Here is a 26,640-nt window from a genome sequence, read left to right on the forward strand (position 1 = left end):
CGCATGGTACGAACTGAAGCTCAGGGGCGCATCCAAGGCAGCGCTCCTGTTTCCGTTATCGACATCGGCTCGAATTCCGTTCGCGTCGTCATCTACGAAGGTCTTTCCCGCGCCCCGACGACCCTTTTCAACGAGAAGGTGTTGTGTGGTCTTGGAAAAGGGCTTGGCTCGAGCGGTCGCATGGACCCCGAGGCGGTCGAACGCGCTCTCGCTGCACTGCGCCGTTTCAAGGCGCTGTCGGTGCAGGCGGGTGCCAAGGAAATCTACGTTCTTGCCACCGCCGCTGCCCGTGAAGCCTCCAATGGCCCGGATTTCATTCGCGATGTCGAGGAAATCCTGGGGCAGGAAGCACATGTGCTCTCCGGCGAGGAAGAGGCGTATTATTCGGCTCTCGGCGTCACCAGCGGTTTCCACCATGCCGATGGCATTGCCGGCGATCTCGGCGGCGGATCGCTGGAGCTGATCGATATCCACGACCAAGAACTGGGCAAGGGCATCACGCTTCCGCTCGGCGGCCTGCGCCTGTCGGAATATTCCGGCGGGTCCATTGCCAAGGCCCGTGCTTTTGCGCGCCAGCAGGTCAAATCGGCAAAGCTGCTCGCCAAGGGCGAGGGGCGCACTTTTTATGCCGTGGGCGGCACATGGCGCAACGTTGCCAAACTGCATATGGAAATGCGTGGTTACCCGCTGCACATGATGCAGGGCTATGAACTGCCGCTGGCGGAAATGCAGGCCTTTCTCAAGGAAATCGTCGATGGTACGGCCGCCAAGAGCCCTGCCTGGCAGGCGGTTTCTAAAAATCGTCGTGCGCTTTTGCCGTTCGGTGCCGTGGCTATGCAGGAAGTGCTGGCGGTGATGAAGCCGTCGCGCATCATCGTATCGGCGCAGGGCGTGCGTGAAGGGTATCTATATTCAAAACTGTCGGCTGAGGAAAAGGCATCCGATCCGCTGCTCGTCGCAGCCGATCAGCTTGCAATCCTGCGCGCCCGATCTCCCGAACACGCGCGCGAACTGGCGGAATGGACGGGGCGCATGGTGCCTGTCTTCGGTATCGATGAAAGCGACGAAGAAAGTCGCTATCGCCGTGCTGCCTGCCTGCTCGCCGATATCAGCTGGCGTGCGCATCCCGATTACCGTGGCCTGCAGGCGCTCAACATCATCGCCCACTCGTCGTTCACCGGCATAACCCATGCCGGTCGCGCCTATATCGCGCTTGCCAATTATTACCGGTTCGAAGGCCTGAGTGACAACGGTGCCACCGGTCCGCTGGCAGCGATCGGCACGCCGCGTCTGCTCGAACTGGCCAAGCTCCTGGGGGGCTTGTTACGTGTGGTCTATCTGTTTTCCGCATCGATGCCGGGCGTGATCAATCATCTGAGTTTCCGCCCTTCCAGCCAGTCGGACATCGATCTCGAATTCGTGGTGCCGCCAAGCTATCGGGATTTTGCCGGCGAGCGGCTGGATGGCCGGTTGCAGCAGCTGGCGAAACTGACAGGAAAGCGGCTGGCGTTTCGTTACGAATAGGCTTCCCCTCGGCAGAATTTATTGTCGCCACATAAAGTGCGCGAGTATTTCGCCAATACTCGCAAAAGTATAAATGTGTGATAGTATCGCTTTTCTGCGGAGGGTGAGCTTCATGGTGTTTGTACTGACGGACAAAGACTGGCGTGCGATTTTTCCGAAAGCACCCGAGCCTATAATTCAGGCGTTTATCGCAGATGCGACGTTGCTGGATGCTGCAGGCATCACGCAAACACGCGCCCGTCTCGCCTATGCTTTGGCCAATGTCGAGCATGAATGCCGTGGCTTTGCGATCAGGAACTTGACCGAGAGCATGAATTACACGGCTGAACGCATGGCCGAGGTGTGGCCTGGCCGTTTTTCCAGTGCCGAGGCGGTTCGGCAAAAATTCGGGACCAAACCCGGATGGCAACGGAAAGCGTTCGACGAAATTTATGGCGGCCGCATGGGGAACCGTCCAGATACCGACGACGGCTCGCGCTATATCGGACGCGGAGGGCCGCAGATCACCGGTCGTGACGGATATCGGGAAGTTGGAAGGCGATGTGGTGTCAACCTTGTGGCGCAGCCGGAACTTGCGACCGGAAGCGCCATTCAGCCCGCCTTGCTCGCCGCGTTCTGGAGTTGGAAAAATCTCAATAGATTTGCTGACGCGGGTAATTTCGTCGGCTGCGTGAAAGCGTGGAATGGAGGGCAAAACGGCATGGCTGACCGCAAGGCCCTTCTCGCCGGTAACGATCCGATCATGATGAGATTAAAGAATGTTGCCTCCATCTTGCCGAAGCTGGAGGCAATCGCCTGATCGGACGCAACGGGCCCCTTCGCGTGGAAGCGGTTTACAGGCGGGCCGTGGATATTGGGTTTTTGGTCTCTGGTGCCAACTGTTGTTGTTAAAAATTCATCTCGATATCACTTATAATGTGTGATATTGTCACATTTGTTTTCGCTAGGATGCAGATGACATGGTGCTGGTGCCGCGGGGGGCAGACTGGCGCGCGATATTTCCGCGGGCCCCGATTGCGATCATTCAAGCCTTTGTCGATGGAGCACCGTTGCTTGCCGCTGCAGGTATAACGTCCAGCCGCACCCGGATGGCTTATGCTCTGGCCAATCTCAAGCATGAATCCGATGGCTTCAGCCTTAAGAACCTGACGGAAGACATCTATTACTCCGCGGAAGGTGTGGCCAAAACCTGGCCGGGACGCTTTAGCGATGCCGCAGCCGTCCGTAAGGCTTATGGCACCGGTTATGGCTGGCAGAAAAAAGCGATCGATGCGATTTATGGCGACTACATGGGGAATGGCCATGGCAGCAGCGATGGCTCTCGGTTCATCGGGCGCGGCGGTCCGCAACTGATCGGACGCGAAGAATATTGGCAGGTGGGCGAGCGGTGCGGTCTCGATCTGGTCAATCGACCCGAGTTGGCTGCGGAGCCACGGTTTCAACCCGCCATTTTTGCTGCCTTCTGGAGCTGGAAAGGACTGAACGCCCAGGCAGATGCCGGCAACTTTCACGGCTGCGTGGAAAAATGGAAAGGCCATCGCATCAGCATAGCGGAGCATCAGGCACGCATGGCCGGCCACGATCCGATGATCAGCCGTCTGACCAATATCGCGGCACTGTTGCCCATCCTGGAAAACATCAGGTTTGCGGCGGCGCCAGCCACCTCTACGCTGCGCCGGATGCCGGGCTGAAGCCGTTCCCGATGTGCCGGTTTCGGATGTAACCGGCACATCGGTTCGACAACCCTAATCCCGGATCTCCGGTTCCACCAGCCGGTGCAGGTTGGCCAGGCATTCCTGCCAGCCGAGATAGCAGGATTCGGCGGGAATGATATCCGGCACGCCGGCCTGCGTGATGTGCATCTCGGTGCCGCAGGATACGGCCTTGAGGCTCACCGTCACCTCCATGACGCCCGGCAGGTTGGGATCTTCGAAACTGTCGGTGTAACGCAGCCGTTCACCCGGAACGAGTTCCAGAAACTCGCCGCCGAAGGCATGGCTGTCGCCGGTCGTGAAATTTCGGAACGACATTTTGAACGTGCCACCGACTTTTGCATCGAGATGATGCACCGTGCAGGTAAAGCCGTTCGGCGGAAACCATTTGGTCAGGGCATCGGCCTCGATAAAAGCGCGATAGACCTTTTCCGGCTTGGCGGCGAGAACGCGGTGCAGCTTGATCGTGCTTGGCATGTCTTTTCCTCCTGTTGAAGCATGGCTCTCACACTAGGACGAAGGATAGGCCGCCGAGCCGACATGTGGCAGAAATTATTTTCAAATGAAAACGCCCGGCTTTCACCGGGCGCATCGCTTTATCGGTCTGACCGGCTCACTTCGCCGACAGGAACTCGCCGACTTCCAGCAGGCTGAACTCGTTGTCGTCAGCCTTGTCGACGGCGCGCCCGGCGGAGAAGGGCAGATTGTTGTCATTGCCGATGACGATATGGGTGGCATCGACCACGTCTACATTCTCGATGGTCACGAACGGCATGTCATAAACGCCATCCTTGGAGCCGGCCTTCTTTTTGTTGTCCGGGTCCTGGATGTTCATCAGGTCGATGTAACCGATCTTGCGAACGGCCTTGCCGACATTGGCGTCGCTCATCTCGATCTTGTACACGCGTTTCAACTCGGCGGGGGCATCAAAACAATCCGGCTTCGGCTGTTTCGGATCAGCACAGGCCTTGTCTTTGGTGCCGGCGCCATTGTCGCGCTCGATCACGAGGGCCGTCGTGTCGTCGATCATGTTGAAATCGCCGATCGCAACACCCTTTTCGGCCAGCGGATAAAGCCAGGATCGGCCCGTCCAGTTTTTCGAAGCGATGTCGAACTCGATGACGCGCAGCGCGGTTGCGCCATCCGCCTTCTCCACGGTGCCGTCTTCGAGGAAGAGCGGGCCCTCAAGCAGGCCATAAAGCTTGGAGCCGTCCTTCGACATCGCCATGCCTTCGTAACCGCCCGAGCGCTTCAGGTTGAACATCGGCAGTTTGGCTGTCGGGTTGGCCGGCATGACAAGTGTCGGATTATCGGGGGACTTTACCGGCTTGCCATCCACCGTGGTTGGGATGACATCGGTCAGCTGGCCAAGTGCATCGACCTTGATCAGGTAAGGGCCAAATTCCTCGCCGAGCCAGAAACCGTCAGCCACCGGCTGGATCGACTCGATATCGAAATCGGCGCCGGTCAGGTAACGTTTTTCAGAACCTTCCATGACGATCGGGAAGGGGGCGATGCGGTTCGGGTCGGAGAGAAAGATGTTCTTCACGACCTCGGCCTTGTTGGTGGCCCAGTCGAATTTCACCTGATGCAGGAAAAGCATGGCATCCGACGAATTGGCCTTGGAGCCGAAGCCGTTGTCGGACAGTGTCCAGAACGTGCCATCGGCCATCGCCTTGATGCCGGAAAAGCCCTGGATCGGCTGGCCATCGAACGGCAGCTTCACGTCGGTCACGCGGGCAGAATCCTTGCCATCGACCGTGCCGAGCTTTTCGGTACGTTTGCCCGGAGCCGTGAACTTGCCGGAGGTCTTCAAAAACTCCGGTGCATCGGCGGGGGCCGGGGTGACTGTATTGGCGGGCAGGATGGCCTGTCCGGCGAGCTTTGCCGGGAATTCCTTGTCGTCGGCAAAAGCGGCGCTGGCAAACAGTGCGGCAAAGGCAACGGTGCTGAGAAGAAGTCGGGTCATGGATCCACCTGTGGTTTTGGTCTCGGACACAGGATCGGATTACGCACCGTACATGACGCTCAGGTGATCGTCATTTGACAGATCGATGAAGCTTTTGAGGAAGGGTTTTCGGAAATTTATAAAGGGTTTGCGCAGCCATGCCGGGCTCTGCTCTCGATTATCGTGCATTTTTGCGCAATGCCAGCCAACGACCCGGCGTCATGCCAAAAGCCTTGCGAAAATGTCGCGTGAAATGTGCTTGGTCGGCAAAACCCGCATCGGCAGCCACATCCGCCAGCCTGCCACCGGTGGCCATCAGATATTTGGCCCGGTCGAGCCGGCGCATGATGAGATAACGATGCGGGCTGGTGCCCAGCACGCGACGAAACTGCCGCGCCAGTTCGTAGCGATCAAGATCCGTCGCCGCCTCCAGAACTTCGGAGCGTATCTCCTCGCCACTGCAATCCTCGAGAATGTCGCGAGCGCGCAAGACAGCCGCACGTGCCGTGGGCTGCACCGCGCGAACGCGCGTACCCGACTGCCGTCTCAGCCCGCTTTCCACCCGCATCACCGCATCGTCCAGAATGAGGTCGCCCGGTTCGTGCTCGAGATCGCAGAGAATGTCGGCGAGCGCGGACCACAGGCCCATGTCGCGCACCACCGGATCGGCGACAAAGGGCAGGGCGGTGCGATGCCCGTCGACCGCGCCGATCAGCTCCGGCGGCAAATAGATCATCCGGTAGATCAAACCGTCCTCGGTGCCCGCCGCACCATCATGCACTTCGTCGGGATGCAGAACGATGACATTGCCGGGATTGCTGAACCGCTCGGCGCCACGATAACGAAAGGTCTGCACGCCATGCAAAGTCAGTCCCAGTGCATAGGTGTCGTGCCGGTGCGGTGAAAAGCCGTTGCCGTGAAAGCGTGCCTCGATGCGCTCGACACCCCGCGAAGGTTCAGCAAAGCGCATGCCGTCGGCAAAACCCGGTTTGCACAAACGTTCAAGACCCTCGGCAGCTTGCCGCGCTAATGGCTCTGTTTCCTGGAAACCGCGAACGGAGTTTTTCTGCATGTACGACACCAAGATCGCCATCGTTATTCGCGATGACCTTGCCACCTGGCAAAAGCTCAACGTCACCGCTTTTCTGACAAGCGGCATCGTCGCCCAGTCACCGGCGATCATCGGCGAACCATACCGGGATGCGGCCGGTCATGTCTACAATCCGCTCAGCGTCCAGCCTGTCGTGGTGCTTGCCACCGATCAGGAGACTTTGCGCACCATCCACCGGCGTTCGCTGGAGCGCGAGGTGACGACCTCGGCCTATATCGAGGAGATGTTTTCGACCGGCCACGACGCAGCCAACCGCGACGTGTTTGCGCGGTTCGGGCCCGATGATGCAAAACTGGTGGGCATCGCCCTCAGGGCTGACAGGAAGGTGGTCGACAAGATCACCAAGGGCGCAAGGATGCACCCGTAAGCCCCTCAAAAGCGCCGGATTGCAAAGGTTTTGGCAGGCGCTTATTGTTGGGACAGCGATCGATGAGAGATCGGAGAGCAGCCATGAATGCCATTACGCTTAGAAACCTGTCCGATGAAGCGAGCCGAGCTCTGGAAGCGCGTGCCGAGCAGAATGGCACGACGGTGGAAGCTGAAGCCGAACTGATACTACAGGAGATACTCGGTAAAAAGGCTGATGCCGAGGACGACGAGCCTGAGGTCGGACTGGGCACCGCCCTTCGGCGCCTGTGCGAAAAATTTCCGGAATTGGCTGATATTGATTTCTCGCGTGACCAGGCGCCAGCGGGCAGCGTCTCATTCGAATGATCGTCGTTGACACCAACGTCATTTCGGAACTGATGAAAAGCGATCGGCATCGTGCCGTCGAAGATTGGCTGGACCGGCAACCGGGCTCCGGCTTTTATACCGCATCCACAAGTCTGGCCGAAATTGCCTTCGGTGTGGAAAAATTGCCGGAAGGTCGTCGCAAAACCATTCTGCGTTCGATCATCAATGAAGTTTTCGACCGATATTTCGCCGGCCGCATTCTGCCCTTCGATGAAACCGCTGCGCGGGCTTACGGCCGTATCTTAGCCGCCGCCCGCGCAAAGGGGCGATCCATTCTCATGGCCGATGGTCAGATCGCTTCGATCGCGCAAGCCAACGACCTCACCGTCGCCACGCGCGATACCGCCCCGTTCGAGGCGGCGGGCATACCCGTCATCAACCCTTGGGATGTACCTTAAAGCTCGACCGCTTCCACCTTTTTGTCGACGAAGCGCAGGGCCACACCACCATTGATCAGCCGCAGTGCCATGTCGCCAAAAAGGTCGCGGCGCCAGCCGGACAGTGCGCCCACTTGCGCATTCTCGCCCTCGGCCGCAATCTTTTCCAGATCGTCGGTATTGGCGATGATCTTTGCGGCCACGCCCTGACGGTCGGCGACAAGCTTCAACAGAACCTTCAAAAGTTCCACCGCAGCCGCTGTGCCTTCCGGCACATGCACATGTTTGGGCGCATGTGGCATGTCGGTCTTGGGCAGTGCCAGCGCTGCATTCACCGCCTCGATGATGGCGGCACCGGAAGCCGAGCGTTCCCAGCCTTTTGGAATGGTGCGCAGGCGGCCAAGCGCCTCGGTGTCCTTCGGCTGCTGCTGGGCTATTTCGAAAAGACCGTCATCCTTCAGCACGCGCGAGCGTGGCACGTTGCGGCTGCGCGCTTCGCGCTCGCGCCATGCGGCCACGAATTTCAGGATGGCGAGTTCGGTCGGCTTGCGAAGGCGCGATTTCAGGCGCAGCCAGGCGTCGTCCGGGTGCATGTCATAGGTGGAGGCGCTTTCTAGCACCGCCATTTCCTCGCTCACCCACAGGGCGCGGCCTTCGCGCTCCAGTTGTTCTTTCAGCGAGAGATAGACGTCGCGCAAATGTGTGACGTCGGCGGCTGCGTAATCCAGCTGCTTGTCGGTCAGCGGTCGGCGGCTCCAGTCGGTGAAGCGCGATGACTTGTCGATCTGCACGCCCTTGATGCGGTTGACGAGCTGGTCATAGGAAATCGAGTCCCCGAAACCACAGACCATGGCGGCGACCTGCGTATCGAAGATCGGCTGCGGAATGAGATTGCCGAGATGATGGATGATCTCGATATCCTGACGCGCGGCGTGAAAAACCTTCACCACCGACGTATCGGCCATCAACGCGAAGAAGGGAGCAAGATCGATACCCTTGGCCAGCGGATCGACGATCACTTCGAGGTCCGGGCTTGCCATCTGGATCAGGCACAGTTCCGGCCAGAACGTCGTTTCACGGAGGAATTCCGTGTCGATGGTGATGAATTCCGACTTTGCCAGCTGGATGCAGGCTTCTTGAAGGGCAGCAGTGGTTTCGATCATGGTCTTTTTCAGGCGGGAATAGGATCAACCTTCCTTTCCCTTTAAACCGCATATGTCAACCGGAAGGGGGCCAGATGCGACGCTAAAGCACCGCAAAGCTGCAAGAATCCGGCTTTGACCGCGCTAATCCTTGTTTTTGTCTTCCGGCGGCGCCGCCAGCCGGTTGAAATAGGCGGATGTCCGCAAGAGTGCGCGAAAACGTCCGTGGCGCTCGGATGGCGGCACCGGCGGACGAGAGCCAATGCGCGCCATCGTATAGATCATGAAGCCGATGAAAATGAAGGACGTGTAGGCGAAGAAAGCGCGGGGGCCGAAATTTTCGAGAAGCACGGAGGCAAGCAGCGGGCCGACCGTTGCGCCGAGCGACCAGAAAAACAAAAGGCCGGCGGCCACCAGCGCGTGTTCTCCCGGTTTCGCGTGGTCGTTGCCATGCGCCGAACACAGCGAATAAAGCGGCATGGAAAAGGCACCGAACAGGAATACGCCGATGATGTTGGCAATTTCGTTCGTGCCTGCCCCAAAGGAGAGGTATGCACCTGTTATTACCGAGCCGAGCGTTGCCCACAGGATGACGCGACGACGATCCAGCCGGTCGGAATAATGGCCCAGAGGATATTGCAGAACCACGCCGCCAATGATGCCGGCGCTCATGAAGGTGGCGATCGAGGTGATGCTCATACCGAGTTCTTCGGCATAGATCGGCCCGATATTGCGGAAGGCCGCCATGGACAGGCCGACGGCAATGACGCCGATCACCGAGAGCGGCGAAATCCGCCATACGGCGCGAATGTCGAAGGACAGCGCTTCCGGCGGAGACGGGCTGGATTTGTCGGCGAGCGAAATCGGCACCAACGACAGGCTCATGGCGATCGCCACGATGCTGAACACCAGCGGTCCGTCTATGCCGGCGACCGGGATCACATATTGCGCAAGCGTTACGGAGGAGAGGTCGACGACACGATAGACAGACAGCGTTCGCGCCCGGTTCTCGTTGGTCACCTTGGCATTGATCCAGCTTTCCACGGTGGCGAACAGGCTGGCCACGGTCATGCCGATGATAAAGCGCATCACGAACCAGAACCACGCCTCGGTTACCAGCGGCAGCAGGATCGAGCAGCAGGCGGTGATCGCAGCCATCGCCGAAAACGTGCGGATATGGCCGATCTGCCGCAATATACGGGTGACGTAGAGACAGCCGATGGCAAAGCCGATGCTGTAACCGGCGCCGATCAGGCCGATTGTCGAAGTGGCAAAGCCTTCAGCCGAGCCGCGCAGGGCAATATAGGTCCCCTGCAATCCATTGCCGCCGATCAGAATGCCGGCCGTGACGAGAAGCGGAACGAGAGGGCGGATATGGGACATCGGGAACCGAAAGAATCGCTGCGCGACAGATTGACGAATCTCTAGCCCGACCCGCACCGGAGCGACAGGCCATAAACGACGCAAAGCGGTGTCCGGGCGGATTTTTCAGCACATTCGAATGCAGCCTTTCCTTGGCCGCTCCTGCTGTTTTTCGCTTGCGACTTGCGAAAAACAGCAAACATGATAGTCCCGGTCATGATATCGGATCGGCGGGATGGTTTTGCCGGTCCCGCTGGAAACATTCGAGCAAGCGCGGACGGCTTTCTGTTTTGAACTATCTCCATTCGATGAAGTCGCGCACGGAAGGTCTTCGGGCCACGGCCCCGGTCAAATGGCTGGGGCTGGATGGTGCCGTCGGCTGTTTCTGGCAGATGGAAAGCCGGGCGGGCGCCAATTGTCACTTCCTCTCTCCCGATCCGCGCATTCTCGTCTATTTCAACGACGTCTCCACGCGTATCCGCATGTCGAACCGCGGCAAGGGGCAGATGAGCGATCGCCGCTCCATGGCGCGCGCCGTCTACGTGCCGCCCGGAACGCCGATGTGGACGGAAACCAGTTCCCAGCATCGTTTCACCCATCTCGACCTGCATGTGCATCGCGATCGGATGCTGCGGCTTCTGTCGGCGTCGATCGGCACCTCGGCGGCGATGGCAACGATGCGCCGGCCTTCGGAGATCGAGGATATCAGCGCCATCGAACCGCTCGCCAACCTTCTGGCGGAAGAGATCGTCAATCCGGCAAAACCGTCGCTTTACGCGGAAAGCCTCATCAACGGTATTGTCGGCGGCCTGCTGGATGTGTCCGGTCGCCCTTGCGAGGAAATCGGCGGCAGGCTGAGCGAGATGCAGATGAAAATGCTGATCGCTGCGGTGGATGCCCGCGAGGATGGCCGCCTGAGCGTTGCCGAAATGGCGGAGATGGTCGGCCTGTCCGAAAGCTGGTTTGCCAATGTCTTCAAGCAGACAACGGGCAGCACGCCGCTGCAATGGCAGCTTGCCCGGCGCATCGAGACGGCAAAAATCATGCTGTCGGCGGGCGATCTCAGTGTCGCCGACATTGCCGCGCGTCTCGGTTTTTCCGATCAGGCGCATCTGACCCGCGTTTTCCGTCAGGCCGTGGGTGGCACGCCGGCTGCATGGCGGCGTTTGCAGAACGCATAATCCGCATAGCCCGCAGTAAAGCTGTGGGTATTCCTGCAACAGTGGCGGAAAAGCGACGCAAGGCGACAGTGGCTTTTTTCAAAAAAGCGGAATTTTTCTATAACGCAATTCCCGCCATACCTACTGAACCGGTCAGTTTGCATGTCTGTACCGGAGACCAATCTTGTCGAAGCGGCCACATTTTCTTCTCATCGGCGCCCTGTCCTGCGCCACCGCCCTGATCATTCCGTCCATGACAATGGCTCAGTCGGCGCCTGTGCAGGATGAGCCGTCAAACGGTGCCACTGTTCTTGAAACCATCGTCGTGCAGGATGCCAATGCCATCGGTCCGGACAAGGGCGTCGTTGCCAGCCGCACCAAGGCCGCCAGCAAGACCGATACGCCGATCATCGACGCGCCTGCCGCTGTTTCGGTGGTGACGCAGGATGAGATCAGAAACCGTTCGGCCGGCGATCTGCAGCAGGTCATCGCCTACACGTCCGGCGTCACGGTCGATGAATACGGCTCCGACAACCGTTACGATTTCTTCCGCATCCGCGGTTTCGGCGCGCAGGGCAATGGCGTCTATCGCGATGGTCTGCCGACCCGAAACATGAGCTTTACCAGCGCCCGTATCGAACCCTATGCCTATCAGCGTGCCGAAGTGCTGAAGGGGTCCACCTCGACGCTTTACGGTCTCAATGCGCCGGGCGGTCTTGTCAATCTCGTCACCAAGCGGCCGCAGGATGTCGCTTTCGGCGAGGTCTATACGACGCTCGGCGAAGATCACGCCGAAGTCGGTGCCGATTTCGGCGGCCCGATCGACGATGCCGGAAACTGGACCTATCGCGTGACCACCAAGGGCCAGAACGCCGATGTCGACAGCGAATATCTGCCGGACGACCGCCGGTATGTCGGCCTTGCCATCGGCTTCAATCCGACGGATGCCACCAGCTTCACGCTGCTGACCAATTTCAACAAGCGTGAAGGCAATACCGGCATGAGCATCCCGGTCGGCCGTGGCATCGATCCGCGTACCTATCTCGGCGAGCCCGACTGGAACGCCATGGATTCGATCGAGCGCAATATTGGCTACGAGTTTTCGCACGATTTCGGCAACGGGCTGAGCTTCCGCCAGAACCTGCGTTACGGCACGCTCGACATGGTCTACCAGCAGGTTTACGGGACATTCACGGGAGTTGGTGGGCCGGCCGGCAGCCGCATCGCTTACGGCGTCGATGGCTCCATCGAACGTTTCGGCGTCGACAACCAGCTGGAATATCAGACAAGTTTCGGTCGCTTCGACAGCAAGACCCTGCTCGGCACCGATTTCGTGCGCGACAATGCACATGAAAGCACCAAGCGTGGTTATGCGCTGCCGCTCGCCGATTACAATAATCCGGTTTACGTCGGCACGGATGGCATCTTCATTCGCACGATTACGCCGAGCTCGATCGACCAGGAATCCACCGGTGTCTACGCGCAGGAAGAACTGACATTCGACGACCGCTGGATCTTGACCTTCGGCGGTCGTTACGACCACGTCGACACGCTGCAATATAACGGCACGCGTTATTTCGATGCGACAGACGAGGCTCTGACCGGCCGTGTCGGCGTCACCTACAAGTTCAACCCGAACCTGTCGGTCTATGCCAACTATTCGGAATCCTTCCAGCCGATCGGCGCCAACCGCACGACCTATGTCGGCGAGGTCAATCCGATGAAAGGCACGCAATACGAGATCGGCGCAAAGTATCAGCCGGAGGGCATGGATGCGCTGTTCACGGCGGCGCTGTTCGATCTCACCCAGACCAATGTCGCCTACAGCATCGGCAACGGGCTTTTCAGTCAGGCGGGCGAAGTGAATGTCCGCGGGCTTGAACTCGAAGGCAAGGTGGCGCTGACGGACCAAATGAACCTGACGGCCGCCTACACATTCTGGGATGCGGAAATCACCAAGGATGCGACGCCCGCCAATGTCGGCAGGGTGCCGCAGTTGACGCCGCGTCATTCGGCTTCGCTGTGGGTGGATTACACGATCCCGGATGTCGCCGACGCCGGCGACCTGACCTTTGGTCTCGGTGCGCGTTTCACCGGCAAGCGTTTTGCCGACAATGCCAATGCCGTACCGCTGTCTTCCAATGTGGTGTTCGATGCCATGGCAAAATACCAGATCAACGAAAATACCGATCTGCAGCTCAATGTTACCAACCTGTTCGATCGCGAATATATTTCGCAGCTCAGCGTGTTCGACAGCACGGCCTTTTACGGCAACGGACGTGAAGTGAAGCTGACCCTGCGCCGGACCTGGTAATCCACGATCCTTATCGACCGTAATCTCGCCGGCCATCCTGCATTTGGGTGGCCGGTTTGTTTATGAGTGGTCTGCGCACCGGTATGAGAGAGATTTTTTAGACATCTCCTGATGGTTGTCGCGCCGATTGGTTCCGCGCCGGCCCCTCACTTCTTCATAACACCGAATTTAATCGGAATGCTGCATTGCATCTCGATTTTGCTGCATTGCACCTTAAGTTCGAACATTCGAATGTAATGTCGGTGAATGAGGAAGCTTTTCATGGTCTTGCCCCAATCCGCCCGTCTGCATCGCATGCTCGGTTATATCGGCTGGCCACTGGCGCTGTTATTCATCTGGGATATCGCTGTCACGCTCGCCTATGTCTATCTCCCGCATCCGTGGCTGAACCTGCCGGTCTTGCCGATGAGCCTTCTCGGCTCTGCGCTCGCCCTGTTCCTCGGTTTTCGTAACAACAATGCCTATAACCGCTGGTGGGAAGGGCGCACTTTATGGGGCGCCATGGTCAATGCATCGCGCTCCTATGGTCGTGAGGTCATGCACCTGATCGATGACCGGCCGGAAAGCCAGCGCCTGCGCCATGATCTGGTCCTGCGCCAGATCGCCTATGTTCAGGCGCTGCGGTGCCATCTGCGCGGCCAGCCTGTGGGGGAGGAGATCGGTGATTTTTTGCCCGATGACGAATGCAGGACGTTAGCGAATTTTTCCAACATCCCCAATGCGATCCTGAATGGCACTGGTGCCATGCTGGCAGAGGCGGAGAGGAATGGCTGGATCGACAGCTTCCGTCGTGTCCAGATCGAACGCGTGCTCGTGGACATGAGCAATGCACAGGGTGGCATGGAGCGCATCAAGAACACGCCGCTGCCGCGGGAATACGGCTATTACCCGACGCTCTTTGTGCATTTCTTCTGCATTCTTCTGCCGATCGGTTTGGTCGACAGTCTCACCATCTTCACGCCGCTTGCCTCCACCGTCGTCGGCTTCATGCTGCTCGCCATGGACCGGATCGGTGCCGATCTGCAGAACCCGTTTGCAAACCGTGCCCACGACGTGCCGCTGACCTCGATCACCCGCACCATCCAGATCGATCTTGAACAGTTGCTGGGCAGGGAGGGGGCGCCAAAACCCTTGCAGCCGGTCGAGCATGTTCTGTGGTAGACATGCAAACAGATAAATGTGCAATGAGCTTGGCGACCGATATGAAGATGACAAGAGACATGGTGACAAAAGCACAGCAACGCGATGACGCGGCCATATCGCGCATGATGGCCTCGAATATGAGTAATGCGAAATGGAGGAAGCTGTTTGATGCGCTTGTCGCGCTGGAAATCAGGCAATTGCGCTGGAAATTCGTCCGTGACGGATACATCTATGATGCGGGCCTGTCTCCGGTTGCAGACAGCTATCTTGAAACCGGCTTGGGTGATGTTTTGCCGTCTCCTTATGGGCCTTATCGAAACATCGAATGGATTGAGATCGCAGAGGAAGACGCAGAGAGGGTTCTGGCTGCTCTTCAACCCATCGGGCTTTTTCCATTCAGCAGAAGCGCCAATGGCCTGAAGGTTGTCGCATATAACAACCCGGCCGCTTGGGGGGCATTATGTTAGCCTCACTTGCCATCTGGCTGATGACCTCCGTGCTGCCCAACGAGGTGAAAGAGGACGCAAGCATACCCGCTGTCGCTGAAGCACGGGTTCTTGTTTCGGCCCGGTCTCAATCGATGGGCGCCTTGCTTCGTGCTGTGCGTCGCGAGCATTTGGCCATCCCGGACGCGTCGCCGCAACCGGCAGCGCCCTTTGATGCAGAGCATCTGCCACTAGGCGGAAACGTGGTCGTCAGCAAAACCGTTGCGGCAAAACTTGGCGTAAAACCGGGCGACACCGTCACCCTTGGGACAGTTGACGGGATAATCACGCCATTCGGCAGAATGCCGCGCATATGGCGTTTTCGCGTGACCGGGACCACGGACGACACCAGCCAGCCTCTCGTTTATCTGCAGGCTTCGGATGCCGAGAAATTTTTGACGCCGGGCAGCGGATAGTGTGCTTCGCGTGGAGGCTGGTGTCGACGGCTGCCCCGCAACCCTTGACAAATCGGACTGCGCATGCGCTTTTCGCGCCGATTTTCCATGATTTCGGCCGGGCTGCTTCGCGTGCCCTGAAAAGGCCGTTCAAAGCATCAGTCCAGGATAAAAGACATGCATCGTTACCGTAGCCATACCTGCGCAGCCCTCCGCAAGTCGGATGTCGGCTCCAATGTCCGCATTTCCGGCTGGGTTCATCGCGTGCGAGATCACGGCGGCGTTCTGTTCGTCGACCTGCGCGACCATTACGGCATGACCCAGGTCGTCTGCGACCCGGACAGCCCGGCCTTCAAGTCGGCTGAAATCGTCCGTGGCGAATGGGTCATCCGCATCGATGGCGTGGTCAAGGCGCGTTCGGAAGACACCGTCAACAAGACCATGGCGACCGGCGAGATCGAGCTTTACGCCAAGGAAATCGAAGTGCTTTCCGCCGCCAAGGAATTGCCGCTGCCGGTGTTCGGCGAGCCGGAATATCCGGAAGACGTACGCCTGAAGTATCGCTTCCTCGACCTGCGCCGCGAAACCCTGCACAAGAACATCGTCAAGCGCACCCAGATCATCGCCGCCATGCGCCGCGAAATGACCGCCGGTGGCTTTACCGAATATTCGACGCCGATCCTGACCGCATCCTCGCCGGAAGGCGCACGCGACTTCCTCGTTCCGTCGCGTATCCACCCCGGCAAGTTTTTTGCCCTGCCGCAGGCGCCGCAGCAGTACAAGCAGCTGATGATGGTGGCCGGTTTCGACCGTTATTTCCAGATCGCACCGTGCTTCCGCGATGAAGACCCGCGCGCCGACCGTCTGCCGGGCGAATTCTACCAGCTCGACCTCGAAATGAGCTTCGTTACCCAGGAAGAAGTCTGGGAGACGATGGAGCCGGTTATGCGCGGCATCTTCGAAGAGTTCGCGGAAGGCAAGCCGGTCACCAAGGAATTCCCGCGCATCCCGTATGACGTCGCGATCCGCAAATACGGTTCCGACAAGCCGGATCTGCGCAACCCGATCGAGATGCAGGCCGTTACCGAACATTTTGCCGGCTCCGGCTTCAAGGTGTTTGCCGGCATGATCGCGTCGAACCCGAAGGTCGAAGTCTGGGCGATCCCGGCCAAGACCGGCGGTAGCCGCGCATTCTGCGACCGCATGAACGCCTGGGCACAGCAGCAGGGCCAGCCGGGTCTCGGCTACATCTTCTGGAAGGAAGAAGAGGGCAAGGTTGCCGGCTCCGGTCCGCTCGCCAAGAACATCGGCGAAGAGCGCACCGCAGCCATCGCTGCACAGCTCGGCCTTGAAGCAGGCGATGCCTGCTTCTTCGTCGCCGGCGAACCGGAAAAGTTCTACAAGTTCGCAGGTGAAGCCCGTAACCGCGCTGCCGATGAACTGGGCCTCGCCAACAAGGACCAGTTCGCACTGTGCTGGATCGTCGACTTCCCGTTCTTCGAATACAACGAAGAAGACAAGAAGATCGATTTCGCCCACAACCCGTTCTCGATGCCGCAGGGTGGTCTCGACGCGCTGGAAAACCAGGATCCGCTGACGATCAAGGCCTACCAGTACGACATGGTCTGCAACGGCTTTGAAATCGCCTCGGGTTCGATCCGTAACCAGCTGCCGGAAGTCATGGTCAAGGCGTTCGAGATGGTCGGCCTCAGCCAGCAGGACGTGGAAGACCGCTTTGGCGGCCTCTACCGCGCCTTCCAGTACGGTGCGCCTCCGCATGGCGGCATGGCCGCCGGTGTCGACCGCGTCGTCATGCTGTTGACCGGTGCGAAGAACCTGCGCGAAATCACGCTGTTCCCGATGAACCAGCAGGCACAGGATCTGCTGATGGGTGCCCCGTCGGAAGCCCAGCCCGCACAGCTGCGCGAACTGGCGATCCGCCCGATCCCGCCGGTCAAGAAAGACTGACATTCGTCAGTAAATGCGACAATGTATCAAGTATTGCGACGGCGGCCTTCGGGTCGCCGTTTGTGTATCGACAATCCCCGTTATCCACTGTCATGAAATTGTCATTGTAATTTCGCCTCAGGTTTGAAGGTTCGTTAAAGCCTGTGCGGGCAGAACACCGGCAAAGTTCAGTTGTCTCGGGGATTTTGCTCTTGTCGTTCTTTTCAAATCTTCGGATTTCCCACCGCGTGATGCTTCTGGCCGTTATGGCCCTCATCGGTATCGTCGCCATTGCCGGAATCTTTCTTGGCCAGCGCCAGATCGAAGCGGGTTATCGTTCCACGGCTGAAGCTCTGGGCGAACGGCAGGCAGCCGTGTCCCGCATGTCGGCCAGTGTTCGCGACAGCCTTCTTTGGGAACAGTATTTTCTGCTGCACAAGGACATGGGCGCGGTCGACAAGTTCTCGGCAGCAACTGCAGAGGTTCGCAACACTCTCGATGGTTTGCGCGCAACGGCCAGTCCGGAACTCGTCGGCCAGCTCGATCAGCTTGGTAACGGTCTGACCGCCTATGAGACGAGTTTCGCCACGCTTGTGAAGCACGATCAGGAACTCGGTCTTGATCAGAACAGCGGCCTGCAGGGCGCCATGCGCTCGGCCGTGCACTCTATCGAAAACCGGCTCGAAACCGTCGAAGAAGCTGGTATTCGCGCCAGCATGCTGATGCTACGTCGTCACGAAAAGGATTTCTTGCTGCGCGGCGATGCCTCCTATCTGGAAAAGCACGCCGCCGAAGCGGAAACTTTTACCGCCCTCGTCAAGGAAGCCTTTCGTCCAGGTGCTCAGCGCAGCCGCGTCATGGACGCGCTGGAAGTTTACCGCTCCGCTTTCCGCTTCTATGCTGAAGCCAGCTTGAAGGAAGCACAGAGCCAGAAGAGTGTATCCGCCGCCTATCAGGCGCTGGAGCCACAGGTTCAGGCCGTCAGCACGGCCTATGAAGCCAAGCGTGATGCGACGCTGGCCGAAAACACTCGCGTTGCCGAACGTAACCTGATGGTTGCCGCTGGTCTCGTGCTGGCCGCCATGATTGTGCTGGGTCTCGGCGTCTGGCTGATCGGCCGCTCCATCACCCGTCCGGTCGTCGCCATGACGGCCGCCATGCGCAAGCTTGCCGGTGGTGAAACGGATCTCGCCATCCCGTCGCTCGGTCGTCGCAACGAATTCGGCGCCATGGCCGGTGCGCTCGATACCTTTCGCGAAGCCGCCATCGCCAACCGTCGTCTGGAAGAAGAGGCGGCAGAGGCGCGTGCCAATGCCGAAGGCGAACGTGTTCGCCTGCAGCGTCAGGCCGAAGCAGAGGCGCGTGCCCGCCTGATGCAGGCAACCGAAGGTCTGGCGGAAGGTCTGCGCCGTCTCGCTGCGGGCGATCTCGCCTTCGAACTGACCGAACCTTTTGCGCCGGATTTCGAAAACCTGCGCGGCGATCTCAACCAGACCGTGGCCCGTCTCGGCGAAGTCATGGCGTCGATCGCCCATGCCAGCCATGCCATCGAGGGCGGCAGCCGCGAAATCGCCGGCAGCGCAAATGATCTCTCCAGCCGCACCGAACAGCAGGCGGCCTCGCTGGAAGAAACGGCGTCGGCACTGGAACAGATCACCGCCAACGTCCGCAATTCGTCGAAACGTTCGCAGGATGCCAACCGCATGGCCGGTGAGGCCAATGTCTCTGCCGGCCAGACCCGTATCCTCGTCAACGGAGCACTGGAAGCCATGGGCCGTATCGAAGCCTCGTCTTCGCGCATCGCCGGCATTCTCGGTGTCATGGATGAAATCGCTTTTCAGACCAATCTTCTGGCGCTCAATGCCGGTGTCGAGGCGGCACGGGCAGGCGAGGCCGGTCGTGGTTTCGCTGTCGTCGCGCAGGAAGTGCGCTCGCTTGCCGGCCGGTCCGCCGATGCCGCACGCGAGATCAAGGAACTGATCCGCGTCTCCGGCGTGGAAGTGAAGGATGGCGTGCGCTCCGTGCGCGAGACCGGCGAAGCACTGACCGGCATTGGCAGCCGCGTCGAGGCCATCAACATCGAGGTGGAAGCGATCGCGCTTTCCGCCCGCGAACAGTCGGTCGGCTTGGGTGAGATCAACACCGCCGTCAATCTGCTCGACCAGAACACCCAGCACAACGCTGCCATGGTGGAAGAGAACAATGCAGCCAGCGCCCTGCTGATGAGCGAGGCCCAGCGCCTGCGCGATCTGGTCGGCATGTTCAGGCTTGCGGAAGTTGAGGCGCAGGAGTTTCGCGGCAGCCGCGCCGCCTGAGTGTCGCCCTGTAAAAACAACCGAGCCGCCCGCAAGTAAACCGGGCGGCTCTTGCGTATTGTGGCGGTCCTGCCTTGATATCTGTCCAAATGGGGCGGCCTAAAAAGCGGAACCATCTTCAGCTAAGCGTGTTTCTATCCCAGCAATTCGCTCAAGGGAGAAGCAATATGCGTAAGTTTACAATGGCTGCTACTGCAGCATTCCTTGCTCTTTCGGCTTCGGCCTATGCACAGAGCACCGTCATCATCGAGCAGCAGCCTGCCGATCCAGTCGTGACGCAATCAACCACCCGCGTCCTGCCCGGCGAAGTCCGCACCTATGTGATGGAGCAGGAACCGGTTGAATCCGTTCCTTATGAAGGCGATGTCCTCGTTGGACGTGTCCTGCCGGAAAATGTCGAGGTTCGCCCGGTCGAAGGCTATAGCGATTACGGCTATACGATCGTCAACGAGCGCCGCGTGATCGTCGATCCGCAGACCCATACGGTCATCCAGGTTCTGGAATGATCGGCTGACGGCAGATTAGATTGAAGAGAAGGTCGGGAACGCGTCAGCGGTTCCGGCCTTCTTTGTTGATGGATCGAGCGAAATAAAGAGCCCACAACTCAATCAGCAGGCCGCCGACCGGCGTTACAAGGAACGGGGCAATCTCAGCGAAGGTCATGGCCGCAATCCTTTGAGAATAGTGCTTGGCAGATAATGTAGGACGCATGCGCCGATAAAGCAAATTCCGCTGGATATCGCGGTCACCCGCGTGATTCCCGTCGGCCCGCCAAGATCAGAAAATAGCGGTGCCAATGCGCCGACTGCAAACATTGCGATCCACATCCCATTCACGAATGTCGCAAGCAATTTCAGCCGCTCGTTATTCACCAGCTTCTGTTGTTCTCGCCTGATCATCACCCCATCCCCCAAAATCCCCCGCCACACGTTATCCGCAAACCCTTCCGCCTCAAGAGCCACATCCCGCACTTGGCATTTGTCTGGTTCGCCGTTATAGCTCGCTCATCACAAGGACTCGGGTGAGACTCCCGGGTGGCTCTTCCGGCCGCCGATCCGCCGGACAACGCAAAGCATCCAGCCTAATCCAAGACAGTAGTCACACCAGGATACCCTCCCGGCGGATGCGCTCCCTTTTGCGAAAAATCCAAACCCATGATCTCTTTGACCACCTACCGTCGGGAATGGTTCTCCAATATTCGCGGCGATATTCTTTCCGGCATCGTCGTCGCACTCGCGCTCATTCCGGAAGCTGTCGGTTTTTCCGTCATCGCCGGTGTCGATCCCGCCGTCGGTCTGTTTGCGTCCGTGCTGATCGCCTGTGTCACCGCCATTTGCGGCGGTCGCCCTGCGATGATCTCGGCCGCCACAGCCGCCACCGCCGTGCTGATGGCGCCGCTGGTGCGCGATCACGGCATCCAGTACCTCTTTGCCGCTACCATCCTGATGGGCATCCTGCAGATCATCGCCGGCCTGCTGAAGCTCGGCCGGCTGATGCGCTTTGTGTCGAAATCGGTGATGACCGGTTTCGTCAACGCGCTCGCCATCCTGATCTTCATGGCGCAGTTGCCGGAACTGACCAATGTGCCGCACATCACCTACGCGCTGATCGCGGTCGGTCTCGCCATCATCTATCTCTTTCCCTATGTCACCAAAGCGGTGCCGTCGCCGCTGGTTGCCATCGCCGTCGTCACCATCGGCGTCCTTGTCTTTGGCGTCGAAGTGAAGACGGTCGCTGATCTCGGTGCCATGCCGACATCGCTGCCGGGCTTTGCCTTCCCGATGGTGCCCCTCACCTTCGAGACGTTGCAGATCATCTTTCCGTATTCGCTGGCGCTCGCCGCCGTCGGCCTGCTGGAATCGCTGCTGACCGCCCAGATCGTCGATGAGATGACGGATACGACCAGCAGCAAGAGCCGCGAATGTTTTGGTCAGGGCGCCGGCAACATCGTCTCTGCCCTGTTCGGCGGCATGGGGGGCTGCGCCATGATCGGCCAGTCGGTCATCAATGTTTCATCCGGCGGTCGTGGACGCTTGTCGACCTTCGTGGCCGGTGCCTTCTTGCTCATCCTGCTGTTGGTGCTGGACGATATTCTGCGCGTCGTGCCGGTAGCAGCACTCGTGGCGGTGATGATCATGGTGTCGATCAACACGTTTTCATGGAAGTCGATCGTCGATCTGAAACGTCATCCCGGCACATCCTCTATCGTCATGTTGGCGACTGTTGCCGTGGTGCTTGCCACCCATGACCTGTCGAAGGGGGTCATCGTCGGCGTGCTTCTCTCCGGCGTGTTTTTCGCCGGCAAGGTGGCCCGTATGTTCCGCGTTTCCTCCGAACTCACCGAAGATGGCAAGCTGCGCACCTACCGCGTCGAGGGCGAAATCTTTTTCGCGTCCGCACAGGCCTTTGTCGGCGGGTTCGATTTCACGGAAACGCCGGAGCGTATCGTCATTGATGTCACCCGCGCGCATCTGTGGGATATTTCCGCGGTCGGCGCACTCGATCAGGTCGTGCTGAAATTCCGCCATCGCGGCGTGGATGTGGATGTCATGGGCGTCAACGAGGCAAGTGCCGGCATGATCGATCGATTTGCCCTGCACGACAAGGAACACGCATCCTTCAGCGCATCGGCTGCCCATTGAAACGCAAAAGCCCGGCAGTCACCTGCCGGGCTTCGTCAAATCGCTTGAAGTGATTACCTTAGTCGTTGGCGGTCACCGTGACGCCGAGAACCTGCGGGATGGTGTTCGGCGCTGCCATGGCGGCGCCCATGATCGTCGGCACCGGAACCGACTTTTCCGGTTTGGCGCTGATCGTGAAGCTGCCCGGCTTGTCGAGATAGGTATTGAGCGCCTCGGTCAGAGCCTTCTGCAATTCCGGCATGTTGTATTGTGCCAGCATCATCGGTGCCATGGCCTTGATCATCTGGGCCAGCTGGTCGCCGGTCGTGCCCTGCTTCTTGGCGGCCACATCAAGCGCCTTGGTGGTGATGCCGTCGTCGTCGAAACGGATTTCCGCACTGTTGAAGCTGAGCTGCTGGACGAGGCCGAGCATGGCAAGGCCGGCTGCCTGATGTGCCTGTTCGTCATTGGCGCTGGCTTCGGCCTTCTTTGCAGCCTCCTGAACGGAGCGCAGGAAATCGAGCGTGTAACCGGACAGGCTGAACGCCATGTTCAGGCGGCCGATATTCGCGAAGTCGAAGGCGTATTCTTCAGTCGCCAGCGTGCCCGATGTCAGATCCCAGCTGCCGGTCATGCTGATATTGCCGTCGATCTCGTTGATGCCGAGGTCGTCAATGGTCTGGCGTGCCTGCGGATCTTCAACGGCGGTGAGATCGCCCGTGATATCGGCAATTTTGACATCGAATGTCATCGATTTCTTGTCGTCGGCAGTTTCGGTCGTCATCTTGGAGGAGCCGATCGACGCCACGCTCTTGCCGTCGAGCTTGACCTCGATGGCGCCAACGGTTGCCTCGCCGTAAAAGAGGACGGCATCGGTGGTGTCGCCTGCCGAGCTGGCAGGAATGCGCATGTCGGAGATGGAAAGGTCCGCTGCGGTGAAAACGGTCTTTTCCTGGGTGATGTTGATGTCTTCGAAAGACACGGTCTCAATCGTGTAGGCGCCGGCATCTTCCTCGACGCCTTCCAGCTCGATCGTGCCGAGCGGCACGCTGCCCTGGCCATTGCCTGCCTCGAAGCGGCTGTCGGTCAGCGTCACGTCCGATCCATCGACGGTAATCGAACCGGCAACGATGCCCATGCCGTTCTGCATGTTCAGCGCGGTGTTGAGCTTGTTGACGAGGTCGTTGCCATCCAGGGCCAGAGCCGGGGAGGTGAAAGCAAACAGGGCGGTGCCGGCCGCAAACAACTTGGCCGAGGCAGTGTAACGCATGAATAGTCTCCTCAATAGGCAGGTAACCCGCCTGAAAATAAATGGAATTTATAGGCCACGCCAATAAAGCGTTGAATTCTCTCTGTGAAGTCTATCTGGACCTTTTTGTGGCAAGGCTTAATGAGAGATGACTGATGCGTGAGGTTCTCCACAGTCTCATTCCCCCGGTTTGTTGCCGGGAATCAGGCTTTCCGCTAGTCAAGCCTCATGGGAAAAAGTCTGACTCCGCCGCCAGAAGATGGCGACGACCACATTCTGCCGGTCGACCTGAAGGCGGCGCTGGAAGAGCGCTACCTCGCTTATGCGCTGTCGACCATCATGCACCGCGCGCTGCCGGACGTCCGTGACGGCCTGAAACCCGTGCATCGCCGCATCATCCACGCGATGAGCGAAATGGGCATTCGGCCGAATTCGGCCTTCAAGAAATGCGCCCGTATCGTCGGTGACGTTATCGGTAAGTTCCACCCGCATGGCGACCAGTCGGTTTATGATGCGCTGGTGCGTCTGGCCCAGGATTTCTCGCAGCGTTACCCGATCGTTGATGGCCAGGGCAATTTCGGCAATATCGATGGCGACGGCGCCGCCGCCTATCGTTACACCGAAGCGCGCATGACCGAGGTCGCGGCGCTGCTTCTGGAAGGCATCGATCAGGACAGTGTCGATTTCCGCCCGACCTATAACGAGGAAGACAGCGAACCGGTCGTCATGCCGGGCGCCTTCCCGAATCTGCTTGCCAACGGTTCGTCCGGCATCGCCGTCGGCATGGCGACATCGATCCCGCCGCACAACGCGCACGAACTCTGCGATGCGGCACTGCATCTGATCAAACATCCGGATGCGACGGTCGAAAAGCTGGTCGAATTCATTCCCGGCCCGGATCTTCCTACCGGCGGCATCATCATCGACAGCCGTGAATCGATCATCGAATCCTATCGCACAGGCCGCGGCGGTTTTCGCGTGCGTGCGAAATGGGAAACGGAAGATCTCGGTCGCGGCGGTTACCAGATCGTCGTCACCGAAATTCCCTATCAGGTCCAAAAATCGCGCCTGATCGAAAAGATCGCCGAACTGCTGATCGCACGCAAACTGCCGCTTCTCGAAGACGTGCGTGACGAGTCGGCCGAAGACGTCCGTGTCGTACTGGTGCCCAAGAACCGCACCGTCGATGCGACGCTGCTGATGGAATCGCTGTTCAAGCTGACGGATCTGGAAAACCGGTTTCCGCTCAACATGAACGTTCTGTCCATGGGCAAGGTGCCCAGGGTCATGGCGCTCAACGAAGTGCTGACCGAATGGCTGGCGCACCGCAAGGAAGTGCTGGTCCGCCGCTCGAGTTTCCGTCTGGCCGCCATCGAACGCCGCTTGGAACTCTTGGGCGGCTTCCTGATCGCCTACCTCAATATCGATGAGGTGATCCGCATCATCCGCGAGGAGGATGAGCCGAAACAGGCGATGATTGCCCGCTTTGGGCTGACCGATATTCAGGCAGAAGCCATCCTCAACATGCGTCTGCGCTCTCTGCGCAAGCTGGAAGAGTTCGAGATCCGCAAGGAATTCGACGAACTCACCAAGGAAAAGGCCGATATCGAGGCGCTTCTCGCCTCCGACGACAAGCAGTGGAAAGTCGTCGAGATCGAGATCCAGGACGTGCGCAAGGCTTTTGCAAAGGGCAAGGGCAAGCCATTCGCGCGCATGACGCAGTTTGCCGATGCGCCGGAAGCCGATCTCGAAGCCATCCATCAGGCGATGATCGAAAAGGAACCGATCACCGTCGTCATCTCGCAAAAGGGCTGGATCCGCGCGCTCAAGGGCCATATCGCGGATACCTCGACGCTGACCTTCAAGGAAGGTGACGGGCCAAAACTGGCATTCCCGGCTCAGACGACCGACAAGCTGCTGCTCATCACCACCGGCGGCAAGGTTTATACGCTCGGCGCCGACAAGCTGCCGGGCGGTCGCGGCCATGGCGAACCGATCCGCATCATGGTCGATATGGAAAACGATCAGGATATTCTCACCGCCTTCGTCCACGACGCCAGCCGCAAGCATATTCTCGCATCGACGGCCGGTAACGGTTTCGTGGTTGCTGAAAGCGAAATGACCGCCAATACCCGCAAGGGCAAGCAGATCATGAATGTCGGAATGCCGGATGAGGCCAAGCTGGTCATTCCTGTCTCGGGTGATCACGTCGCGGTCGTCGGCGAAAACCGCAAGATGCTGGTCTTCCCCTTGGCGCAATTGCCGGAAATGACCCGCGGCAAGGGCGTTCGCCTGCAGCGCTACAAAGATGGCGGCATTTCAGACATCAAGTGTTTTGCCATCGAGGCGGGCCTGACCTGGGAAGACAGCGCCGGACGCCAGTTCACCAAGACCAAGGATGAGCTGCTGGAATGGAGCGGCGACCGCGCTTCGGCTGGCCGTACAGTGCCGAAGGGCTTTCCGCGGAGTGGTAAGTTTGCCGGGTAATCAGGGATAGGGGACGGTGTGATCGCGCAGGAAGCGGATCGCACCTTCCTCGTCTATTTCCCCGGCTGCGATGCCAAGAACAAATGTGAACAGGATTTGGTCACTCGTTGTGATCATGTGGCCATTGTCCATCAGGAAAACACCGGCGGCAACGATTGCGATCCGTTTGTTGCCGTCGATAAATGCATGGTTCATGGCCCGTCCAAAAAGATAGGCGGCCGCCAGTTCGATGGTGTCATCGGAACCATAGGCTGCCTTGTTGACCGGACGGGCAAGCGCCGATTCCAGCGCATTTTCGTTTCTCAGACCATATGAACCGCCAAATCTTTCGATCTGACGCTCATGGAGGCGTTCGATAAGAGGTCGCGACAGAAACTTGACCATTTATTCGGCCAGTTTTTTGAGCGCGACCTTGTATTTCTCCATGAATTTTTCGGCATGCTCAAGCTGGCGAGCGAAATCTTCGTCGGCAGGCTTAAGGATCAACTGCCCCGCTTCCAAGGCAATATCCAGATTATCGCCTGCCTTGAGGCCCATACGATCCAGAACATCTTTCGGGATGATGATGCCTTCGGAATTACCGACTTTGCGAATGGTGGCGTTCATGGTTCAA

The 26,640-nt window shown here is 59.0% G+C and carries 26 protein-coding genes and 1 other annotated feature; of the genes, 17 read left to right on the forward strand and 9 right to left on the reverse strand.

Going from position 1 to position 26,640, the window contains the following annotated elements; translation table 11 throughout:
- Positions 1–3: 3 nt before the first annotated feature.
- From ppx to ACRQ1B_RS14810, 3 genes are all read left to right on the forward strand, one after another.
- Entirely contained in the window at positions 4–1,524 is a 1,521-nt protein-coding gene (ppx, locus tag ACRQ1B_RS14800; RefSeq protein ID WP_432294472.1) for an exopolyphosphatase, read from the forward strand.
- A 112-nt stretch (positions 1,525–1,636) separates the two neighbouring features.
- Entirely contained in the window at positions 1,637–2,323 is a 687-nt protein-coding gene (locus ACRQ1B_RS14805; RefSeq protein ID WP_432294473.1) for a glycoside hydrolase family 19 protein, read from the forward strand.
- Positions 2,324–2,483: 160 nt separating this feature from the next.
- Complete coding sequence (locus ACRQ1B_RS14810) at positions 2,484–3,215, forward strand: glycoside hydrolase family 19 protein (RefSeq protein WP_432294474.1); 732 nt, start codon at positions 2,484–2,486, stop codon at positions 3,213–3,215.
- 54 nt (positions 3,216–3,269) lie between these two features.
- On the opposite strand, the gene ACRQ1B_RS14815 is transcribed toward ACRQ1B_RS14810, so the two are convergent.
- The 3 genes from ACRQ1B_RS14815 to ACRQ1B_RS14825 form a co-directional block, all read right to left on the reverse strand.
- Entirely contained in the window at positions 3,270–3,713 is a 444-nt protein-coding gene (locus tag ACRQ1B_RS14815; RefSeq protein WP_432294475.1) for an SRPBCC family protein, read from the reverse strand.
- A 136-nt stretch (positions 3,714–3,849) separates the two neighbouring features.
- Positions 3,850–5,205 (reverse strand): esterase-like activity of phytase family protein, encoded by a 1,356-nt coding sequence (locus ACRQ1B_RS14820; protein WP_432294477.1) that lies wholly within the window; start codon positions 5,203–5,205, stop codon positions 3,850–3,852.
- 157 nt (positions 5,206–5,362) lie between these two features.
- On the reverse strand, positions 5,363–6,256 hold the full coding sequence (locus ACRQ1B_RS14825; RefSeq protein WP_432294478.1) for an AraC family transcriptional regulator: 894 nt from the start codon (positions 6,254–6,256) through the stop codon (positions 5,363–5,365).
- On the opposite strand from ACRQ1B_RS14825, the gene ACRQ1B_RS14830 reads away from it, so the two are divergent.
- The 3 genes from ACRQ1B_RS14830 (at position 6,255) to ACRQ1B_RS14840 (ending at position 7,428) form a co-directional block, all read left to right on the forward strand.
- Positions 6,255–6,662, forward strand: a complete 408-nt coding sequence (locus tag ACRQ1B_RS14830; RefSeq protein ID WP_432294479.1) for a DUF2000 family protein — start codon at positions 6,255–6,257, stop codon at positions 6,660–6,662. The two genes, ACRQ1B_RS14825 and ACRQ1B_RS14830, sit on opposite strands and share 2 nt — an antisense overlap.
- An 83-nt stretch (positions 6,663–6,745) precedes the next feature.
- Entirely contained in the window at positions 6,746–7,009 is a 264-nt protein-coding gene (locus tag ACRQ1B_RS14835; protein ID WP_432294480.1) for a FitA-like ribbon-helix-helix domain-containing protein, read from the forward strand.
- Entirely contained in the window at positions 7,006–7,428 is a 423-nt protein-coding gene (locus ACRQ1B_RS14840; protein ID WP_432294481.1) for a type II toxin-antitoxin system VapC family toxin, read from the forward strand. Before ACRQ1B_RS14835 ends, ACRQ1B_RS14840 begins: the two co-directional genes overlap by 4 nt.
- Here the strand turns inward: ACRQ1B_RS14840 and rnd are convergent.
- Both rnd and ACRQ1B_RS14850 read right to left on the reverse strand, forming a co-directional pair.
- Positions 7,425–8,570 carry a ribonuclease D gene (gene rnd / locus ACRQ1B_RS14845; RefSeq protein ID WP_432294482.1) on the reverse strand — a complete coding sequence of 382 codons (1,146 nt, stop codon included), beginning with the start codon at positions 8,568–8,570 and terminating at the stop codon, positions 7,425–7,427. The genes ACRQ1B_RS14840 and rnd overlap by 4 nt on opposite strands.
- A gap of 123 nt (positions 8,571–8,693) precedes the next feature.
- A complete protein-coding gene (locus tag ACRQ1B_RS14850; RefSeq protein WP_432294483.1) occupies positions 8,694–9,932 on the reverse strand; it encodes an MFS transporter in 1,239 nt (412 codons plus the stop codon).
- A 269-nt stretch (positions 9,933–10,201) separates the two neighbouring features.
- Between ACRQ1B_RS14850 and ACRQ1B_RS14855 the strand changes: the two genes are divergently transcribed.
- The 9 genes from ACRQ1B_RS14855 (at position 10,202) to ACRQ1B_RS14895 (ending at position 20,176) form a co-directional block, all read left to right on the forward strand.
- A complete protein-coding gene (locus ACRQ1B_RS14855; protein WP_432294484.1) occupies positions 10,202–11,092 on the forward strand; it encodes a helix-turn-helix domain-containing protein in 891 nt (296 codons plus the stop codon).
- Between the two features lie 163 nt (positions 11,093–11,255).
- Positions 11,256–13,385, forward strand: a complete 2,130-nt coding sequence (locus ACRQ1B_RS14860) for a TonB-dependent siderophore receptor (RefSeq protein WP_432294485.1) — start codon at positions 11,256–11,258, stop codon at positions 13,383–13,385.
- Between the two features lie 261 nt (positions 13,386–13,646).
- A complete protein-coding gene (locus ACRQ1B_RS14865; RefSeq protein WP_432294486.1) occupies positions 13,647–14,546 on the forward strand; it encodes a bestrophin family protein in 900 nt (299 codons plus the stop codon).
- 23 nt (positions 14,547–14,569) lie between these two features.
- Entirely contained in the window at positions 14,570–14,995 is a 426-nt protein-coding gene (locus tag ACRQ1B_RS14870; protein ID WP_432294487.1) for a hypothetical protein, read from the forward strand.
- Between the two features lie 29 nt (positions 14,996–15,024).
- A complete protein-coding gene (locus ACRQ1B_RS14875) occupies positions 15,025–15,429 on the forward strand; it encodes an ABC transporter permease family protein (RefSeq protein ID WP_432294488.1) in 405 nt (134 codons plus the stop codon).
- Between the two features lie 156 nt (positions 15,430–15,585).
- Positions 15,586–17,376, forward strand: coding sequence for an aspartate--tRNA ligase (gene aspS, locus ACRQ1B_RS14880; RefSeq protein ID WP_432294489.1), 1,791 nt, complete (start codon positions 15,586–15,588; stop codon positions 17,374–17,376).
- Between the two features lie 171 nt (positions 17,377–17,547).
- Positions 17,548–17,607, forward strand: a complete 60-nt coding sequence (locus ACRQ1B_RS14885; protein ID WP_432294619.1) for an SWIM zinc finger family protein — start codon at positions 17,548–17,550, stop codon at positions 17,605–17,607.
- Positions 17,607–19,670 (forward strand): methyl-accepting chemotaxis protein, encoded by a 2,064-nt coding sequence (locus tag ACRQ1B_RS14890; protein ID WP_432294620.1) that lies wholly within the window; start codon positions 17,607–17,609, stop codon positions 19,668–19,670. The genes ACRQ1B_RS14885 and ACRQ1B_RS14890 overlap by 1 nt, the downstream gene beginning before the upstream one ends.
- Positions 19,671–19,837: 167 nt before the next feature.
- The gene (locus ACRQ1B_RS14895; protein WP_432294490.1) at positions 19,838–20,176 is read left to right on the forward strand and encodes a DUF1236 domain-containing protein; all 339 of its coding nucleotides are present in this window, start codon (positions 19,838–19,840) and stop codon (positions 20,174–20,176) included.
- Between the two features lie 153 nt (positions 20,177–20,329).
- Here the strand turns inward: ACRQ1B_RS14895 and ACRQ1B_RS14900 are convergent, their stop codons facing one another.
- Positions 20,330–20,632: an amino acid transporter gene (locus ACRQ1B_RS14900; RefSeq protein ID WP_432294491.1), complete on the reverse strand. Its 303-nt coding sequence runs from the start codon at positions 20,630–20,632 to the stop codon at positions 20,330–20,332.
- A 48-nt stretch (positions 20,633–20,680) separates the two neighbouring features.
- Positions 20,681–20,738 (forward strand) — a sequence feature (sul1 is cis-regulatory element that is thought to sense ions involved in sulfur or methionine metabolism; They are found in Alphaproteobacteria).
- 86 nt (positions 20,739–20,824) lie between these two features.
- Between ACRQ1B_RS14900 and ACRQ1B_RS14905 the strand changes: the two genes are divergently transcribed.
- Complete coding sequence (locus ACRQ1B_RS14905) at positions 20,825–22,312, forward strand: SulP family inorganic anion transporter (RefSeq protein WP_432294492.1); 1,488 nt, start codon at positions 20,825–20,827, stop codon at positions 22,310–22,312.
- A gap of 58 nt (positions 22,313–22,370) precedes the next feature.
- On the opposite strand, the gene ACRQ1B_RS14910 is transcribed toward ACRQ1B_RS14905, so the two are convergent.
- Entirely contained in the window at positions 22,371–23,561 is a 1,191-nt protein-coding gene (locus ACRQ1B_RS14910) for an aq_1923 C-terminal domain (RefSeq protein WP_432294493.1), read from the reverse strand.
- Between the two features lie 207 nt (positions 23,562–23,768).
- Between ACRQ1B_RS14910 and parC the strand changes: the two genes are divergently transcribed.
- Positions 23,769–26,027: a DNA topoisomerase IV subunit A gene (parC, locus tag ACRQ1B_RS14915; protein WP_432294494.1), complete on the forward strand. Its 2,259-nt coding sequence runs from the start codon at positions 23,769–23,771 to the stop codon at positions 26,025–26,027.
- Here parC and ACRQ1B_RS14920 read toward each other — a convergent pair whose 3' ends face one another.
- Together ACRQ1B_RS14920 and ACRQ1B_RS14925 are read right to left on the reverse strand one after the other, a co-directional pair.
- A complete protein-coding gene (locus tag ACRQ1B_RS14920) occupies positions 26,028–26,411 on the reverse strand; it encodes a type II toxin-antitoxin system death-on-curing family toxin (protein WP_432294495.1) in 384 nt (127 codons plus the stop codon). It abuts the gene before it with no gap.
- On the reverse strand, positions 26,412–26,633 hold the full coding sequence (locus ACRQ1B_RS14925; protein ID WP_432294496.1) for an AbrB/MazE/SpoVT family DNA-binding domain-containing protein: 222 nt from the start codon (positions 26,631–26,633) through the stop codon (positions 26,412–26,414).
- Positions 26,634–26,640 lie beyond the last annotated feature (7 nt).

This window comes from Endobacterium panacihumi (genome assembly GCF_050847465.1).
Classification (GTDB): domain Bacteria; phylum Pseudomonadota; class Alphaproteobacteria; order Rhizobiales; family Rhizobiaceae; genus Neorhizobium; species Neorhizobium panacihumi.